At 54.4% G+C, this 18,258-nt stretch carries 17 protein-coding genes; 7 read left to right on the top strand and 10 right to left on the bottom strand.

Features of this window, described 5'->3' with window-relative positions; all coding sequences use genetic code 11:
• Positions 1-20 precede the first annotated feature (20 nt).
• The 3 genes from RW65_RS10105 to manX all read right to left on the bottom strand — a co-directional run bounded on the left by RW65_RS10105 (position 21) and on the right by manX (position 2,708).
• Positions 21-872 (bottom strand): PTS mannose transporter subunit IID, encoded by an 852-nt coding sequence (locus RW65_RS10105; RefSeq protein WP_039056596.1) that lies wholly within the window; start codon positions 870-872, stop codon positions 21-23.
• A 12-nt stretch (positions 873-884) separates the two neighbouring features.
• Positions 885-1,682: a PTS mannose/fructose/sorbose transporter subunit IIC gene (locus RW65_RS10100; protein WP_039056595.1), complete on the bottom strand. Its 798-nt coding sequence runs from the start codon at positions 1,680-1,682 to the stop codon at positions 885-887.
• A gap of 63 nt (positions 1,683-1,745) precedes the next feature.
• On the bottom strand, positions 1,746-2,708 hold the full coding sequence (gene manX / locus RW65_RS10095; RefSeq protein ID WP_039056594.1) for a PTS mannose transporter subunit IIAB: 963 nt from the start codon (positions 2,706-2,708) through the stop codon (positions 1,746-1,748).
• A 464-nt stretch (positions 2,709-3,172) separates the two neighbouring features.
• On the opposite strand from manX, the gene yoaE reads away from it, so the two are divergent.
• The gene (gene yoaE, locus RW65_RS10090; RefSeq protein ID WP_039056593.1) at positions 3,173-4,732 is read left to right on the top strand and encodes a CNNM family cation transport protein YoaE; all 1,560 of its coding nucleotides are present in this window, start codon (positions 3,173-3,175) and stop codon (positions 4,730-4,732) included.
• Between the two features lie 6 nt (positions 4,733-4,738).
• Here the strand turns inward: yoaE and pdeD are convergent, their stop codons facing one another.
• The 4 genes from pdeD to pabB form a co-directional block, all read right to left on the bottom strand.
• Positions 4,739-6,334 carry a cyclic di-3',5'-guanosine monophosphate phosphodiesterase PdeD gene (pdeD, locus tag RW65_RS10085; RefSeq protein ID WP_039056592.1) on the bottom strand — a complete coding sequence of 532 codons (1,596 nt, stop codon included), beginning with the start codon at positions 6,332-6,334 and terminating at the stop codon, positions 4,739-4,741.
• A 155-nt stretch (positions 6,335-6,489) separates the two neighbouring features.
• Positions 6,490-7,854 carry an L-serine ammonia-lyase gene (sdaA, locus tag RW65_RS10080; RefSeq protein WP_039056591.1) on the bottom strand — a complete coding sequence of 455 codons (1,365 nt, stop codon included), beginning with the start codon at positions 7,852-7,854 and terminating at the stop codon, positions 6,490-6,492.
• Between the two features lie 174 nt (positions 7,855-8,028).
• The gene (locus RW65_RS10075; RefSeq protein ID WP_039056590.1) at positions 8,029-8,607 is read right to left on the bottom strand and encodes a CoA pyrophosphatase; all 579 of its coding nucleotides are present in this window, start codon (positions 8,605-8,607) and stop codon (positions 8,029-8,031) included.
• Positions 8,608-8,610: 3 nt separating this feature from the next.
• Positions 8,611-9,963, bottom strand: coding sequence for an aminodeoxychorismate synthase component 1 (gene pabB / locus RW65_RS10070; protein ID WP_039056589.1), 1,353 nt, complete (start codon positions 9,961-9,963; stop codon positions 8,611-8,613).
• 81 nt (positions 9,964-10,044) lie between these two features.
• Between pabB and RW65_RS10065 the strand changes: the two genes are divergently transcribed.
• The gene (locus tag RW65_RS10065) at positions 10,045-10,230 is read left to right on the top strand and encodes a YoaH family protein (RefSeq protein ID WP_039056587.1); all 186 of its coding nucleotides are present in this window, start codon (positions 10,045-10,047) and stop codon (positions 10,228-10,230) included.
• Here the strand turns inward: RW65_RS10065 and RW65_RS10060 are convergent, their stop codons facing one another.
• On the bottom strand, positions 10,231-10,575 hold the full coding sequence (locus tag RW65_RS10060) for a RidA family protein (RefSeq protein ID WP_039056586.1): 345 nt from the start codon (positions 10,573-10,575) through the stop codon (positions 10,231-10,233).
• Positions 10,576-10,683: 108 nt separating this feature from the next.
• Here RW65_RS10060 and yoaA point away from each other — a divergent pair, with 108 nt between their 5' ends.
• The 5 genes from yoaA to rnd all read left to right on the top strand — a co-directional run bounded on the left by yoaA (position 10,684) and on the right by rnd (position 17,076).
• Positions 10,684-12,594 (top strand): DNA repair helicase YoaA, encoded by a 1,911-nt coding sequence (gene yoaA / locus RW65_RS10055; protein WP_039056585.1) that lies wholly within the window; start codon positions 10,684-10,686, stop codon positions 12,592-12,594.
• Positions 12,595-12,652: 58 nt separating this feature from the next.
• Positions 12,653-13,348: a tRNA (adenosine(37)-N6)-threonylcarbamoyltransferase complex dimerization subunit type 1 TsaB gene (gene tsaB, locus RW65_RS10050; protein WP_039056584.1), complete on the top strand. Its 696-nt coding sequence runs from the start codon at positions 12,653-12,655 to the stop codon at positions 13,346-13,348.
• Between the two features lie 36 nt (positions 13,349-13,384).
• Positions 13,385-13,978 (top strand): Slp/YeaY family lipoprotein, encoded by a 594-nt coding sequence (locus tag RW65_RS10045; RefSeq protein ID WP_039056583.1) that lies wholly within the window; start codon positions 13,385-13,387, stop codon positions 13,976-13,978.
• A gap of 205 nt (positions 13,979-14,183) precedes the next feature.
• The gene (fadD, locus tag RW65_RS10040; protein ID WP_156123990.1) at positions 14,184-15,869 is read left to right on the top strand and encodes a long-chain-fatty-acid--CoA ligase FadD; all 1,686 of its coding nucleotides are present in this window, start codon (positions 14,184-14,186) and stop codon (positions 15,867-15,869) included.
• Between the two features lie 82 nt (positions 15,870-15,951).
• Entirely contained in the window at positions 15,952-17,076 is a 1,125-nt protein-coding gene (gene rnd, locus RW65_RS10035) for a ribonuclease D (protein WP_039056721.1), read from the top strand.
• Positions 17,077-17,154: 78 nt separating this feature from the next.
• Here rnd and minE read toward each other — a convergent pair whose 3' ends face one another.
• Entirely contained in the window at positions 17,155-17,421 is a 267-nt protein-coding gene (minE, locus tag RW65_RS10030; protein ID WP_007371651.1) for a cell division topological specificity factor MinE, read from the bottom strand.
• A gap of 3 nt (positions 17,422-17,424) precedes the next feature.
• Positions 17,425-18,237, bottom strand: coding sequence for a septum site-determining protein MinD (minD, locus tag RW65_RS10025; protein WP_039056581.1), 813 nt, complete (start codon positions 18,235-18,237; stop codon positions 17,425-17,427).
• Positions 18,238-18,258: the final 21 nt, after the last annotated feature.

Genomic DNA, 18,258 nt, shown 5'->3' with positions numbered 1-18,258 from the left:
CCCGGTTATGACAGCATTAATTAAAGACCCAGCAGACCAATCGCGTAACCAACAATGCCGATGACAAAGAAGCCAACGATAATCCACAAGGGGTTCACTTTCCTGCGCAGCAGCCACATACAGGCAAACGTAAGCAGCAGCGGCACAAGGCCTGGCATTAATTGATCGAGGATGGTTTGTACGGTGGTAACGGTGGTTTTACCGGTTTGGTCGGTAATTTCGGATACCACAAGGGGGATATTGACGTGTGTCCACTTGTTAACCAGTGCCCCCATTACAAACAGGCCGAGAATGGATGCTCCCTCGGTCAGTTTCTGCAGGAAGCCGCCGCCCATATCCTTAACAATGTCGATACCTTTACGGTAGCCGTAAGCCACGCCGTAATAGCGGGTCGCCAGACGGACCAGGTTAAACAGAACGAAGAACAGTAATGGCCCGAGCAGGCTACCGCTCATGGCGATCCCGGCACCGAGGGCCGCAAATACCGGACGCACCGTACCCCAGAAGATCGGGTCGCCGACGCCCGCAAGAGGCCCCATCAAACCGACTTTGATACCGTTAATCGCCGCATCGTCGATCTCAGCACCATTGGCGCGCTGCTCTTCCATCGCCAGCGTCACGCCCAGCACAGGCGCGGCAACATAAGGATGGGTATTAAAGAATTCCAGATGACGTTTAATCGCCTGGCGGCGTGCTTCGTTGTTTTCCGGATACAGGCGTCTAATCGCCGGCACCATCGAGAAGCAGAAACCCAACGCCTGCATACGTTCGAAGTTCCACGATCCCTGGAACAGGTTTGAACGCAGGAACACGCCACGAATGTCGCTCTGGGTGAGTTTTTTCTCAGTCGCAGTTTTAGTCATATCAACCATGTCGTTCACCTGTTAATCCAGTTCGTTATCAAGATCGTTGGCAGCAGCAGGTGCAGCGCCGCCTGCGGAACGGTTGTATTTCGGACTCAGCTGGATATAGAGGATAGCCATCACCGTACCGATAACACCCAGCGCAACGAGGTTGAAGTTGGTGAACGCTGCCGTGACGAAGCCGAGGTAGAAAAACGGCATCAGATATCCGGCGCGCATCATATTAATGACCATCGCATAACCGACCACCACGATCATGCCACCGGCGATATTCAGACCGCTGGTCACCACTTCAGGAATGGCGTTCAGCATGTTCTGTACTTCACTGGTCCCTACAGAGATGGCAACAATCACCGCCGGAATGGCGACACGCATCGCCTGCAGCAGCAGGGAAGAGACGTGGATCCAGGAGATCGCCGTCAGGTTGCCGTTTTCAGCCGCCTTATCCGCTGCGTGCTGGAAGCCCACGGTAATGGTACGCACGATAATGGTCAGCACCTGGCCTGCCGCCGCCAGCGGAATCGCCAGCGCGATACCGGCTCCGACACTTTGATGGCCGCCAACAACCAGAATGGTCGAGATAATTGACGCCAGCGCCGCATCAGGCGCAACTGCCGCACCGATGTTCATCCAGCCAAGCGCAATCATTTCCAGCGTACCACCGATAATAATACCGGTTTTCATATCACCCAGAACGATGCCCACCAGCGTACATGCCACCAACGGACGGTGGAACTGGAATTCATCGAGTATCGATCCCATACCGGCGATACACGCGACGATGAACACCAGCACAATCTGAAGAGTGGTAATCTCCATTGTACTTCTCCTATAGCTAAATCAGACGTAAGTGTGAAAACTGAGTCAATCAGGCCGCCGCGGTTATTTCGCCACTTTGCTGATTAAATCCATCATTTTCAGTCTCGGATCGTTTGAAACTTTACGCACTTCTAACTCAATATTGCGTTCGTTCAACTTTTTGAACGCGGCGATATCATTCTCATCCACCGAAACGGCATTGTTCACCTGGATTTTACCCTGACGGAAAGCCATACCGCCGACGTTGACGGAGGTGATTTTCACGCCTTCCTCAACGACGCGCAGGACATCTGTCGGATTGGTGAATAACAGCATAACGCGCTCACCGGCATATTTAGGGTTGTTATAAACCCGCACCATTTTGGCGACATCAACGACATGCGCCGTCACGCCCGGAGGCGCAACCTGGGTGAGCAGCGTTTTGCGTACGGTGTCTGCTGCCACTTCGTCGCTGACCACAATAATGCGCGTGACATTGGTCTCTTTGGTCCAGCGGGTGGCGACCTGACCATGGATCAAACGATCGTCGATACGCGCAAGGCCGATAACCATATAGTCATTTGGCCCCATCGGTTTAACGGGGGTCGCCGCTTTAGGCGCGACTGGCGCTGGAGCGGGTTTTTCAACCGGTTGCGCTTTCAGTGCTTTGACACCTTCACGTCCGGTCTCTACCGCCAGCGCCACCAGTTCGTCGAAGGTCGGGTTGTCATCCCGCGCCATCAACGTTTCCACCAACATCGGAATATTAACGCCAGCGATCACTTCATAATGCTCTTTATCGACGACAATGCGGCTGGCAGCGTTAAACGGGCTGCCGCCCCATGTATCAACGAGAAACAGCACGCCTTGACTGGTCTCCAGTTTTGCTAACTGCGCGTTGTACTTTTCGATTAACGTTTCCGCATTTTCACCAGGAACAAAGTCAATCCAACCGACGTTCTCCTGCTCGCCCAGCAGCATCTCGGCGGTTTTGAGCAACTGTTCCGCAGCCCAACCATGTGTGCCTATAACAATAGCAATGGTCACTTGCTACCTCCTTCTTCTTGTCGTTAACACACCAGTAACTGATGTATTGTGAATCTGTCCCGGTTACGGTAACGGCAAACCGAATCGATTCAGATAAGGGTTTGAAGCAAAAGCCTATAACTAGCGTGAATTATTTTAGATAGTGAAAAAATATTTTATGTGATGAACATCCGTTATTTAGGTTTCATTGCAATGAAATTTCGGAGCGCAAAATATCCTTTAAATTTGCAAATTCCGGTAAATCTTTGCAAACGCCAAACTCTCTCTGATATGTTTATCCTCCGTTTAATTAGTCAGGAGTACAGGGCAGCAGCCCACCGTATGGACCGTCACCGACGTCAATTCGCCTACTGGCCACTTCGTGCCACCTGTTTCGGCGTTACCCGCCATTTCCTAACGATGTTTACTGTCATACCTGCACGCATCAGTGCGACGAATAATCCAGCGCTGTTAAGGAGCCAGGTATGGAATTCTTAATGGATCCCTCGATTTGGGCTGGCTTATTGACCCTTATCGTTCTGGAAATCGTTCTCGGTATCGATAACCTGGTATTTATTGCCATCCTCGCCGACAAACTACCGCCTAAACAACGTGATAAAGCGCGCCTGATTGGCCTGTCGCTGGCGTTGGTTATGCGCCTGGGTCTGTTGTCGCTTATTTCGTGGATGGTCACGCTGACAAAACCGCTTTTTTCCGTCTGGGATTTAACCTTCTCCGGACGTGATTTGATCATGTTGTTTGGCGGTGTGTTTCTGCTGTTTAAAGCGACGACGGAGTTGCATGAACGGCTCGAGAACCGCGAGCATGACGGCGGGCATGGCAAAGGTTACGCCAGCTTCTGGGTGGTTGTGACGCAAATCGTGATTCTTGATGCCGTCTTCTCCCTGGATGCGGTGATCACCGCCGTCGGCATGGTTAACCATCTGCCGGTAATGATGGCGGCGGTCATTATTGCGATGGCGATGATGCTGCTGGCCTCAAAACCGTTAACGCGTTTCGTAAACATGCATCCGACGGTCGTCGTGCTCTGTCTGAGCTTCCTGCTGATGATAGGTCTAAGCCTGGTCGCGGAAGGTTTCGGCTTCCATATTCCGAAAGGCTACCTGTACGCGGCAATTGGCTTCTCTATCATCATCGAGTTTTTCAACCAGCTTGCGCGGCGAAACTTTATTCGTCATCAGTCGCATCTGCCGCTGCGTGCGCGTACCGCCGACGCCATTTTGCGTCTGATGGGCAACCGCCGTCAGTCAAACCCGCAGATAGAAGCCGACAGCCAGGCGCCGGTTCCGGTGCCGGAAGGGGCGTTTGCCGATGAAGAGCGGTATATGATCAACGGCGTATTAACCCTGGCCTCCCGCTCGTTGCGCAGCATTATGACGCCGCGCGGAGATATCAGTTGGGTGGATGCCAACCTGAGTGTAGACCAGATTCGCGCGCAGCTGTTGTCTTCACCCCACAGCTTGTTCCCCGTTTGTCGTGGTGAACTGGATGAGATTATCGGCATCGTTCGCGCTAAAGAGATCCTTGTGGCGCTGGAAGAGGGCGTCGATGTGGCGGCGATCGCATCGACCACGCCGGCGATTATCGTGCCGGAAACCCTCGACCCGATAAAACTGTTGGCCGTACTGCGCCGTGCGCGCGGAAGCTTTGTCATCGTCACTAATGAATTTGGTGTCGTACAAGGCCTGGTGACACCGCTGGATGTGCTGGAAGCGATTGCCGGCGAATTCCCGGATGCAGATGAAACGCCGGAAATCATTGCTGATGGTGACGGCTGGCTGGTCAAAGGCAACGCCGACCTGCACGCGTTGCAACACACACTGGGCCTTGATCGCCTGCTCAATGAAGATGACGATATCGCGACCGTTGCGGGTTTGGTTATCGCGGTGAAAGGGCAAATCCCGCCGGTGGGGGAAACCTTCGAAATGGCACCGTTGCATATCACCGTTGTCGAAGCCAACGATTACCGTGTCGATCTGGTGCGTATTGTTAAAGAGCAGCCTGCCTACGACGAAGAAGAGTAAGCATTGTTACGGCATTAACGGCGCAACATGTTCGTTATGTCTTTCAGACGGCGGGGAGGTCCTCCCCGCCAGCCATGCCGGGAAATCCTTCACCGGCATCGGCGCGGCGAAAAGATATCCCTGCAGCGTCTGTACCCCTTGCTGACGCAAATAGTGCGCCTGCTGGGTAGTCTCGACCCCTTCTGCTACCAGTTCAATATTTAACCGTTTCCCAAGGGCAATGATCATATCCGTTACCGTTGAGTTCACTGCATCCGTGCCAATCGCCCCGGTAAAGGATTTATCAATTTTTAAGATGTCCGGGTGCAGTTTCTCCAGCCAGGAAAGGGAACTGTTGCCGGTGCCGAAATCATCAATCGCTATTTTTGCCCCTTTGCGACGCAGCTCGTGCACCATTGCCGCCTCAACATCCTGCAGCGCATCGCGTTCCGTAAGCTCAATGGTTAACTGCTGGGTCGGATGTTTGTTAAACCACAGTTGGGTGAGATCGTTGAGCAACTCACCGTGGCGCAGATGGCTGGGTGCGGCATTCATACCAATATGAAAGTCAGGGTCATTAGGGAAGAGCGACAATTGCCGCTGGGTTTCATTCACTACATAGCGCGTTAGCGGGGCAATCAAATGTTGCTCTTCGGCGATAGGAATAAAGACCTCCGGGGAAATCCATCCCTGACGGGGATTAAACCAGCGCAATAAAATTTCTACCCCAACACATTCTCGGCTATGCGCATTCAGCAGCGGCTGGCAAAAAAGCTCAAACTCGTGTCCGTTAAGGCCAAGATTGATCTCTCTGGAGAAACTCATGCGGCTGGCGGTAGCAAACCAGGCAATCACACCGCTCAGTAACCCCAACATCAACGCTAACGGTAGCTGCGAAGGCAGGTGCTGTAACGCCAGCCGCGAAGCACCGGGTCCGGTTACACTAATGGTAAAAGGGAAGAGCGTGGAGGTACGCTGATAGCGCTTTTCATTCGCCAACGGCGGTAAACTGTCGATCACCCCTTTGCCCTCCACCAGATGTTTGCCGTGTACGCTCAGGCTGACGCTGGTGATTAATGGTACCTGGGGCTCCAGCATTAAGTTACTCAGCAATTCGATATTCACTGCAATCATTACGCCGCTTCGTCCGTCGTCCTGAGTGGGAGACCACATAATTAAAATCGGGCGATTTTTTAACAGCGACTGATCGGTGGTTAGCATCATGATGGGCACACTGACGGGCAGATCAGGATGAAGCTGGTGGATAGGCACGTCGCGCTGACCAAAAATGCTGGAGCAGTAAAGCGTACCGCTCCGAATCAGGGCGATCGATCGCACCGTTTGCAGGCTGGCCGCCAGCTCGCGCAGCTGCGGATGAATATCGTTGCAGGGGGTGCCAACCAGCGGCATCAGCTCATTACGGGCGGCTACCAGCGGCAACATTAATCGCTCGAGGGTATAAACCGCGTGGTGAGTGAATGCCGAGACGCGATGGTGATTTAAATTGCGCTCCGAAATAAAGCGAAAAATGAGGGTTAAAACAAAGACGAAAAGCGCAACCAGCGCGCAGACAATAACGCGCCGCCGTCGGTAACTTTTGATGATTCGCTGAACCGTCTGCATGCCGCTGTCGCCTGTAAAATTCCTGAGCTGAAATTCAGAGCAGAACAGACAAAGTGTAGTGGGGAATTAACGGGGCGACGAAAAAAACAGCGAAAGATCACGTATCTGTAGCGCAACGAAAAACGCCGTTCGGCTGAACGGCGTTACGGCAAGGGTTAGTCACACTGGACTTTAATGGCCAGTCCGCCACGGGATGTTTCCCGGTATTTGGCGTTCATATCTTTGCCGGTCTCATACATCGTTTCGATAACTTTATCGAGCGAAACGCGCGGTGCGCTGGTCCGGCGCATGGCCATACGTGTTGCGTTAATCGCCTTCACTGAGGCAATCGCGTTACGCTCAATGCACGGCACCTGAACCTGGCCGGCTACCGGATCGCATGTTAAGCCAAGGTTGTGCTCCATACCAATCTCCGCCGCCACACAAACCTGTTCCGGGCTTGCACCCAGCAGTTCCGCCAGACCTGCCGCCGCCATTGAGCAGGCAACGCCCACTTCGCCCTGGCAGCCCACTTCCGCGCCGGAAATAGAAGCGTTCATTTTATACAGCGCGCCAATTGCCCCAGCGGCGAGGAAATAGCGGATATAAATATCCGGCGTAACCGGTTCGATAAAGTGATCGTAATAGGCCAGCACCGCCGGAACGATCCCGCAGGCACCGTTTGTCGGCGCGGTCACCACACGACCACCGGCGGCGTTCTCTTCGTTAACCGCCAGCGCGAACATGTTCACCCAGTCAATCACGTTCATTGGATCGCTGGAGAGTTTATCGCTGGAGACCAGCATCCGGCGCAGTGCGGAGGCACGGCGCGGTACGCGCAGTGGTCCTGGCAATACGCCTTCGGTATTCATCCCGCGATCGATGCAAGCGCGCATGGTTGACCAGACATTAGCGAAATAGTCCTCAATCTCTTGTTTCGAGTGCAGCGCCAGTTCGTTTTGCATCACCATGCCGGAGAGGGACAGACCGGTTTCTTTGCAATACTCCAGCATGCGGGTCGCCGAATCGAAGGGATAGGGCACGTTTACCGCGCTGGTGCTCTCTTTACCAAAATGCTCTTCATCGACGATAAAGCCGCCGCCAATGGAGTAATAGGTTTTGCTGTAGACAACGTTTTCACCCTTCAGCGCGGTGATGCGCATACCGTTTTCATGCAACGAGAGGTTATCGCTGTGAAAACGCATCCCGTCACCCGCCGGGAAATCGACTTCATGACGGCCCTGCGCCAGCAGCAGCCGACCGCGTGCCTCGACATCACGCATAAAGGCCGGTATGGCATCAATATCGACAGTGGCAGGCTCGTTGCCCGCCAGGCCCATAATAATGGCGATATCCGTATGGTGGCCTTTCCCGGTAAGAGAGAGGGAGCCGTAGACATCAACCACCACGCGGGTGACGCTATCGAGTAAGCCTTTTTCGACCAGGTCATCGACGAACTGCTTACCGGCCTTCATCGGGCCTACAGTATGGGAAGATGAGGGACCGATCCCCACCTTAAACATGTCGAATAGACTAATCACATTAACGCTCCAGACAGAGTTACTGGCGTTTCCAGTAACGATGTAATAACTGCGCATAGTGTAAGAGGGAAGACCCGTATCAGCTTAACTATTCACATGAATTAAACTAATGGTTATCCCTGATTTTACTAATAACGCCGAAGCTGTCACAAAAGTGCTATGTGTAAAGTATAGTCAAGGTTTCAGGCCAATTTGCAGCGCCAGCGAGCGAATAATTCCGGCCGTCATGCCCCAGACAAAATAATGCTGATACCAGGATAACCACACCCGGTGCGCATTACCCTGACGGTGAATATCCAGCGGGTGATAGCGGGCAAGTCGCAGCGCTTCGGCAAGGGGCATTTCAAATACGGCGGCAACCTCCTCTTCGCTGGCGTGGTAGGGCAAATCCGGCGGGATAATACCCACCACCGGGGTGACCTGAAAACCGGTCACGCTATCGACGGGCGGCAACACACCGATCACCTCCACCGCTTCAGGCGGGATAGCGACTTCTTCATGCGCCTCGCGAAGTGCTGCGGCAATCAGTGAGGCATCCGTATTGTCTACCGCGCCGCCGGGAAAGGCGACCTGGCCGGGATGCTTGCGCATTAGCGGGGAGCGCTGCGTAAGTAATAAGCCGGGCTGCGCGCGACGCACAACGGGCACCAGTACCGCCGCCTGCCGGGTATTTCTGCCCACCGTATTAAGCTGCGGGCGTAACAGCTGAAAACGCGATAAAAAATCATCCAGGGTTAAAAGCGGTTGCTCCACGAATCATCTCTCCAGCAGCGTCAGGATACGGTTAACTTTATCAAAGGTTTCCTGATACTCCGCCTGTTCCTCGCTATCGGCGACGATGCCGCCGCCGGCGGAGCAGTAAATTTGGCTCTCAAAGGCGCTGAGGGTGCGAATGGTTATGCTGGTGTCCATATTGCCGCAAAAGCTGAGATAACCCACCGAGCCGCACCAGGCGTTACGCCGCTGGGGTTCCAGTTGATCAATAATTTGCATGGCGCGAATTTTCGGCGCGCCGGTAATCGAGCCGCCAGGAAAGGCGGCCCGCAGCACATCACTGGCGTGACGTCCGGCGGGCAGTTGAGCCGTTACGGTGCTGACTAAATGGTGAACGGCGGGAAAGGCTTCGACCACGAAAAGTTCCGGGACGCGAACCGATCCCGGTGTGGCGACGCGGCCAATATCGTTACGCATTAAATCCACGATCATCACATTCTCGGCGCGGTCTTTAACCGAGGCGGCGAGCTTGTGTGCCTGCTGTGCATCCGCTTTGGCATCGGTCAGTCGTGGCAGGGTGCCTTTAATCGGCCGGGTTTCGATTTTATCGCCCTGCAGGCGAATAAAACGCTCCGGCGACAGGCTGAGGATTGCACCTTCTTCGAGGCGTAAAAAGGCGCTAAACGGCGCACGGTTATGGGCATTGAGTTGCCTGAAGGCCTGCCACTCATCCCCGCAATAGCTCGCCGCGAAACGCTGGGCAAGATTAACCTGGTAACAGTCGCCGCTGTGCAAATAAGCCTGAACCTGGCGAAATTTCTCACCGTATTGCTGGCGTGACATATTCGCCTGCCACCCGGACGTCAGCCGGAACGGCTGGCGCTGCGGCGCGCGCTGTGCCTTAAGCCACGCCAGCCTCGCATTAACATCGCCGTGGCTCAGTAGCGTCACCCGCTGTAACCGATGATCCACGATCAGCGCCCAGTCATAAATGCCCACCGCCATATCGGGAAGGGCAATATCTTGCTCCGCCAACGACGGTAAGGTCTCGAAACGGCGACCCAAATCATAACCAAACAGCCCCAGCGCACCGCCCTGAAACGGCAAATCTGCATTGGCTTCGCTATGAAACGGGTAAGCGTCCAGCTGTTGTTGCAACAGCGCTAACGGATCGCGCGCTGATATCTCGCCATCGTTAAGGGTGGTAAGATTGCCGCGGGTGGTAAGCGTCGTCAGAGGATCGGCAACCAGAATATCAAAACGACTATGCGGATGGTCTGCGTACCCGGAATGCAACAGCATGGCCCAGGGCTGGTGACTGAGCGCAGCGAAATAGTGTTCGCCGGCGTCATCGCGCCACGGCAAAGAGAGAATGGCGGGGGATAATGTTTTCATTGATCCTGACTCATGGGCGTCGCGCCTTGCGAAGCGCCGACGTTCGAATAATTAGCGCCAACAATTTAGCAGGAGTTGACTATGTTTGCAGGTTTACCTTCCTTAAGCCACGAGCAGCAGCAAAAAGCGGTAGAGCGAATTCAGGAACTGATGGCCGCGGGCATGAGCAGCGGGCAGGCGATTAATCTGGTGGCTCAGGAGCTACGCGCCAGCCATACCGGCGAGCGGATCGTGGCGCGCTTTGAAGATGAAGACGAAGACGAGTAATTACACCGCAGCGATGATTTTAATTTCCACTTTGTAACGCGGGTTCATCAGTTTTGCCTGTACCGTACAACGTACCGGCGCATGGCCTGCAACTACCCACGCATCCCACGCTCTGTTCATGGCGGCGAAATCGTCGCCATCGGCAAGGAAAATGGTAGCGTCAAGGATGCGACGTTTATCACTGCCTTGTTTCTCCAGCACCGCATCAATTTGCGCCAGCGTATTGGCCGTCTGTTCAAACGCATCGGCATCAAGATTTTCCGGCACACCCGTATAATAAAGGGTCTGATTGTGGATCACCGCATCGGACCAGCGGGCGGCCGCATCTATACGCGTAATAGTCATTCTCTGCTCCTTTTTCCATGCATTAGCGGGCAAGAGTGCCATAAAAACCCGGCTGGCGTAAATCCGCTCACCCTGACATAATCACTGGCGATTTAACCAGGGGGTAGTGTGACGGACGATTTTGCAACAGACGGCCAGCTGGCCAAAGCCATTCCGGGGTTTAAACCGCGTGAGCCGCAGCGCCAGATGGCGCAGGCCGTCACCCAAGCGATTAACAACACCCAACCGTTGGTTGTCGAAGCGGGTACCGGCACGGGTAAAACCTACGCTTACCTCGCACCGGCGCTGCGTGCCGGGAAAAAAGTCATTATCTCCACCGGCTCGAAAGCCCTGCAGGATCAGCTCTACAGCCGCGATTTACCGACCGTAGCCAAAGCGCTGGACTATAGCGGGCGCATGGCGCTGCTGAAAGGGCGCTCCAACTATCTCTGTATCGAACGTCTGGAACAGCAGGCGCTGGCGGGCGGCGATCTGCCGGTGCAAACCCTCAGCGATGTCATTTTGCTGCGCTCCTGGTCTAATCAAACTACCGATGGCGATATCAGCACCTGCGTCAGCGTTGCCGAAGATTCCCAGGCCTGGCCGCTGGTCACCAGCACCAACGATAACTGTCTGGGCAGCGATTGCCCGATGTACAAAGATTGCTTCGTGGTGAAGGCGCGTAAAAGAGCGATGGATGCCGATGTGGTGGTGGTTAACCACCATCTTTTCCTCGCAGATATGGTGGTGAAAGAGAGCGGTTTCGGTGAACTGATTCCCGAAGCTGAAGTGATGATCTTCGACGAAGCGCACCAGCTTCCCGATATTGCCAGCCAATATTTTGGTCAGTCCCTCTCCAGCCGCCAGCTTATCGATCTGGCGAAAGATTTCACGATTGCCTATCGCACGGAATTAAAAGATACCGCGCAGCTACAGAAGTGTGCCGACCGGCTGGCGCAAAGTACGCAGGATTTTCGTCTGCAGCTGGGCGATCCGGGATATCGCGGCAACCTGCGCGAACTGTTAGCCGATGCGCATATCCAGCGCGCGCTGCTGCTGCTCGACGATGCCCTTGAGCTTTGCTACGACGTCGCGAAACTGTCGCTCGGCCGCTCGGCGCTGCTGGATGCAGCCTTTGAACGCGCAACGACTTACCGGGCAAGGCTGAAACGGCTAAAAGAGATTAACCAGCCGGGTTACAGCTACTGGTACGAATGCACCTCGCGCAACTTTACGCTGGCCCTAACGCCGCTCACCGTTTCGGACAAATTTACCGAGGTGATGGCGCAGAAAAAGGGCAGCTGGATTTTTACTTCCGCCACCCTTTCGGTTAATGACGATCTGCACCATTTTACCGCCCGCCTCGGCATAGATGAGGCGAACTCTCTGTTGCTGCCAAGCCCGTTTGATTATCAACGCCAGGCGTTACTGTGCGTACCGCGAAATCTGCCGCAGACCAATCAGCCCGGCGCTGCACGCCAGCTTGCCGCCATGCTCAGGCCGATGATCGAAGCCAACAATGGCCGCTGCTTTATGCTCTGTACCTCGCACGCCATGATGCGCGATCTTGCCGAGCAGTTCCGCGCCACCCTGAGCCTGCCCGTTTTATTGCAGGGCGAAACCAGTAAAGGTCAGCTATTGCAGCAGTTTGTTAACGCCGGCAACGCCCTGCTGGTGGCAACCAGCAGTTTCTGGGAAGGGGTGGACGTGCGCGGCGATACGCTGTCGTTGGTTATCATCGACAAACTGCCGTTTACCTCACCGGAGGATCCGTTATTAAAAGCGCGCATGGAAGATTGCCGTCTGCGCGGCGGCGATCCTTTTGATGACGTACAATTACCTGATGCAGTGATTACCCTGAAACAAGGGGTTGGCCGACTGATTCGCGATATTGACGATCGGGGCGTACTGGTGATTTGCGACAATCGTCTGGTGATGCGCCCCTATGGCGCGGTGTTTCTTGCCAGCCTGCCGCCAGCGCCACGTACCCGGGATATTCGCCGCGCCGTTGAATTTCTCTCCGGACCTTCGGCGCAGTAATTTGTAGCAGACTGTGCTAAGATGCGCGCCATTTTGTTTTTCATGGACCGCTATACCCATGCGAATTCTGGCTATTGATACCGCCACAGAAGCCTGTTCTGTTGCCCTGTGGAACGATGGTACAACCTTCGCTCACTTCGAACTTTGCCCGCGTGAACACACTCAACGCATCCTGCCGCTGGTCAGGGATGTGCTCGGTGATGCTGAACTTACGCTGTCCCAACTGGATGCGCTGGCCTTTGGCCGCGGCCCGGGTAGTTTCACCGGCGTGCGCATTGGCATTGGCATTGCGCAAGGGCTGGCCCTCGGGGCTGAACTGCCGATGATTGGCGTCTCCACCCTTGCAACGATGGCGCAGGGCGCATGGCGCAAAACCGGCGCGACCCGCGTACTGGCGGCGATTGACGCGCGAATGGGCGAAGTGTACTGGGGCGAGTACCAGCGCGATGAAAATGGCGTCTGGCAGGGTGAAGAGACGGAAGCGGTGCTGAAACCGGAACGCGTAACCGAACGTCTGCAACAGCTGACGGGCGAGTGGGCAACGGTGGGTACCGGCTGGCCCGCATGGCCGGAGATGGGCAACAATAGTGCGGCGACGCTTCGCGAGGGTGAAATCCTGTTACCCGCCGCCGAAGATATGCTGCCCATCGCCCGCCAGCTGCTTGCGGCACAGAAAACCGTTGCCGTCGAGCACGCGGAGCCTGTTTATTTGCGTAATGAAGTGGCGTGGAAGAAACTTCCGGGCCGGGAATGAATCTCAGAGATATTCACTGAGGTAAGGAGTCGCAGCATGGCGGGTCAAAAAAATGCAGTACGCGGATTGCTGGCAGGGCTGGCAATGGCGCTATTAAGTGGTTGTGTTTCTGTGCCAGACGCGATCCAGGGGACCAGTCCAACGCCGCAGGACGATCTGGTGCGGGTGATGAATGCGCCTTCACTGTATGTCGGTCAGGAAGCCCGCTTCGGCGGCAAAGTGGTTGATGTACAGAATCTACAGGGAAAGACCCGACTTGAGATTGCTGCCGTCCCCCTGGATAATGGCGCGCGTCCGGTGCTGGGCGAGCCCTCTGTGGGGCGTATCTTTGCCGATGTGAACGGTTTTCTCGATCCCGTTGATTTTCGCAACCAGCTGATCACCGTGGTGGGGCCGATTACCGGTACCGCAGACGGCAAAATCGGTAATGCGGCGTACAAATATATGGTCATGCAGGCGACCGGCTATAAACGCTGGCGTTTAGCCCAGCAGGTGATATTGCCGCCGCAGCCTATCGATCCCTGGTTCTGGGGGCCGGGACCGCGTCCTCGCCACTGGCATGGTGGCTATGACGGATGGGGCTTTTTCCCACCAGAGCCTGCGCGAGTCGAGACGGTCGTAACCGAGTAATTTCTTGTTTTAGCAAGAAAAAGAAACAGCGGCTAAGCCGCTGTTTTTATATTGGGCTACCCATAAAAAAAATAATTAGTGACGCGCTTCGCAACCTTCAATCCGGTTAATTAATAAACTGGTACGCTGAGTTAATATTATGTTAACGACTTGTTTATTAACTGGGGTTGTGATGACCAAAAATACTCATTTTAGAGGTGATGCATTGAAGAAGGTTTGGCTAAACCGTTATCCAGCCGATGTTCCGGCGGAGATCAACCCTGACCGTTATCAATCCCTGGTTGAACTGTTTGAACACTCGGCGGCGCGTTATGCCGATCAGCCCGCGTTTATCAATATGGGCGAGGTCATGACGTTCCGTAAGCTGGAGGAGCGTAGCCGGGCATTTGCGGCTTACCTGCAGCAAGGCCTTGGCCTGCAAAAAGGCGATCGCGTGGCGTTGATGATGCCGAACCTGCTGCAATATCCGGTGGCGCTGTTTGGCATTTTGCGCGCCGGGATGATTGTGGTAAACGTCAATCCCCTTTATACCCCGCGGGAACTTGAACATCAGCTCAACGACAGCGGTGCCAGCGCCATTGTGATTGTGTCGAATTTTGCCCATACGCTGGAAAAAATCGTCGATAAAACCCAGGTGCGCCATGTCATTTTGACGCGCATGGGCGATCAACTCTCCCCGGCAAAAGGGACGCTGGTCAATTTCGTCGTTAAATATGTCAAACGGCTGGTACCGAAATACCATCTGCCGGACGCTATCTCCTTTCGCCGTGCCCTGCAAAACGGTTACCGCCTGCAGTATGTGAAACCGGAAGCGAGTGCTGAAGATCTGGCTTTTCTGCAATATACCGGCGGCACAACCGGCGTAGCGAAAGGCGCGATGCTGACGCACCGCAATATGTTGGCGAACCTCGAACAGGTCAACGCCACTTACGGGCCCTTGCTGCACCGTGGTAAAGAACTGGTGGTTACTGCGCTGCCGCTGTACCACATTTTCGCCCTCACCATGAACTGCCTGCTGTTTATCGAATTGGGTGGGCAAAACCTGCTGATCACCAACCCGCGCGATATTCCGGGGCTGGTGAAAGAGATGGGCAAGTATCCTTTCACCGCCATGACCGGCGTAAATACTTTATTCAACGCGCTGCTGAACAATGAAGAGTTCCGCAAGCTGGACTTCTCCGCGCTGCACCTTTCTGCAGGCGGTGGCATGCCGGTTCAGCAGGCGGTTGCCGAACGCTGGATGGCCCTTACCGGTCAGTATCTGCTGGAAGGTTACGGGCTGACGGAATGCTCGCCGCTGGTCAGCGTCAATCCTCATGACATTGACTATCACAGCGGCAGCATCGGTTTGCCGGTGCCGTCAACGGAAGCAAAACTGGTTGATGATGATAACAATGAAGTTGCGCCGGGCGAGCCGGGCGAACTGTGCGTGAGAGGTCCGCAGGTGATGCTCGGCTACTGGCAACGACCGGATGCGACCGATGAAATTATTCGTGATGGCTGGTTACACACTGGCGATATCGCGGTGATGGATGACGAAGGGTTTTTACGTATCGTCGATCGCAAAAAAGATATGATTCTGGTCTCCGGTTTCAACGTCTATCCCAATGAAATCGAAGATGTGGTGATGCAGCACGCTGGCGTACATGAAGTAGCGGCGGTGGGCGTGCCGTCGGCAAACAGCGGCGAAGCGGTGAAAATTTTCGTGGTGAAAAAGGATGCCTCGTTAACGGAAGAGGCGCTGATCGCTTTTTGTCGCCGCCAGTTAACCGGCTACAAAGTGCCGAAGCTGGTTGAATTTCGCAAGGAACTGCCAAAATCCAACGTCGGCAAGATTTTAAGACGAGAATTGCGTGACGAAGCGCGTGGCAAAGTGGACAATAAAGCCTGAGCTATGCGTAAGGTCCCGAACGCCGGTTAAAGCCGGCGTTTTTTATGGGCGCAACTGAAGAGAAGATGATGTGAATTACCAGATGATTACGACGAACGATGCGCTGGCAGCGCTGTGCCAGGCCGCCAGCGCGTTTCCGGCCATTGCCCTGGATACCGAATTTGTCCGCACCCGGACCTACTATCCGCAACTGGGGTTAATTCAGCTGTATGACGGCGAACACCTGGCGCTGATAGATCCGCTGAATATCACCGACTGGACGCCGTTTCGCGATTTGCTCATCAACACCTCCGTGACCAAATATTTGCACGCGGCCAGCGAAGACCTCGAAGTGTTTCTCAACGCGTTTGGTGTCCAGCCGCAACCGATGATTGATACGCAGATCCTCGCCGCGTTCTGCGGTCGTCCGCTGTCGTGGGGCTTTGCCGCGATGGTGGAAGAGTTTACCGGCCTGGTTATCGATAAAAGTGAATCCCGAACCGACTGGCTGGCGCGCCCGCTGACAGAACGTCAGTGCGATTACGCCGCCGCGGATGTGTGGTACTTGCTGCCGATAGCTGAAAAACTGCTGGCGGAAACGCAGCAGGCGGGCAGGCTGGATGCGGCGCTGGATGAGTGTCGTCTGATGATGCAGCGCCGTCAGGAAGTGCTGGCCCCGGAAGAGGCGTGGCGCGAAATTACCAACGCATGGCAACTGCGTACGCGCCAGCTGGCCTGCTTGCGTTTGCTTGCCGACTGGCGCTTACGTAAAGCGCGCGAGCGTGACTTAGCGGTCAATTTTGTGGTGCGTGAAGAGAATCTTTGGGCGGTAGCGCGTTATATGCCGGGCAGCATGGGCGAGCTGGACAGCATCGGTCTTTCAGGCAGTGAAATTCGTTTTCACGGTAAAACCCTGCTGGCGCTGGTGGCCCAGGCACAGGCATTACCGGAAGAGGCGCTGCCAGAACCGCTGCTCAACCTGATGGATATGCCAGGGTATCGTAAAGCGTTTAAAGCGATTAAAGCGCTGGTGCAGACCGTCGGTGAAAGCGAAAATATCAGCGTTGAGCTGCTGGCATCGCGTCGGCAGATTAATCAGCTGTTGAACTGGCACTGGAAACTGAAACCGCAAAATATGTTACCGGAACTGATTAACGGCTGGCGCGGAAAATTGATGGCCGATCCGCTGAATAAACTTTTAGCAGAATATCCGAGCCAGATACTGTAAATAATTACAGCTTATTCGCGGTAATAATAAAAAAGGCAGAATGTATTCTGCCTTTTTTAATCCCGATTCCGGGGCTGTCTATTTGGTCTCTTCCGTTTCCGGTAGGGTAACGTTAAGTTCCAGAATAGAAATATCATCCCCTTTTTGCTCCAGCTGCACCGTCACCATTTCCGGGTCGATTTGCACATATTTGCAAATAACCTCCAGAATATCCCGCTTCAGCTGCGGTAAATAATGGGGTTCAGCGTCGCTGCGGCGGCGTTCGGCAACAATAATCTGCAGACGCTCTTTAGCAATGCTGGCGGTGTTCTTTTTTCTGGAGAGAAAAAAGTCGAGTAAAGCCATAACTTATCCTCCGAACAGGCGTTTGAGGAAACCTTTCTTCTCTTCTTCAACGAAGCGGAAAGGACGTTCTTCTCCCAGCAGACGATCCACGGCATCGGCATAGGCTTTGCCGGCGTCAGCATTGGTATCCAGAATAACGGGTTCACCCTGGTTTGAGGCGCGTAAAACAGACTGATCTTCCGGGATCACGCCAATCAATTTAATGCGCAGGATCTCCAGTACATCTTCCATGCTCAGCATATCGCCACGGTTAACGCGGCCCGGGTTATAACGGGTCAGCAGCAGATGTTCTTTAATCGGCTCTTCGCCTTTTTCCGCGCGACGGGACTTCGACGCCAGAATACCAAGAATACGGTCAGAGTCACGTACGGAAGAGACTTCCGGGTTAGTGGTGATGATCGCTTCATCAGCAAAGTAAAGCGCCATCAGCGCGCCGGTTTCGATGCCTGCCGGGGAGTCACAGACGATAAAGTCGAATTCCATTTTCTTCAGGTCTTCTAAAACCTTATCAACCCCTTCGCGGGTCAGTGCATCTTTATCGCGGGTTTGCGAGGCCGGAAGGATAAACAAATTCTCAGTGCGTTTGTCTTTAATTAACGCCTGGTTGAGTGTCGCATCGCCCTGAATAACGTTGACGAAATCATATACAACGCGGCGCTCGCAACCCATGATCAAATCCAGATTACGTAAGCCGATATCGAAGTCGATAACAACCGTCTTTTTGCCCTTTTGGGCTAAACCAGTAGCGATGGCCGCGCTGGAGGTGGTCTTGCCGACGCCCCCTTTACCCGAAGTAACAACAATAATGCGTGCCATAGGAGTTCCTTGTTAAAAGGG

Origin of the sequence: Enterobacter sp. Bisph1, assembly GCF_000814905.1 — a bacterium.
Lineage (GTDB): Bacteria > Pseudomonadota > Gammaproteobacteria > Enterobacterales > Enterobacteriaceae > Kosakonia.
The sequence above is the reverse complement of the archived record's forward strand: the minus strand, read 5'-3'. Positions and strand labels throughout refer to the sequence as shown.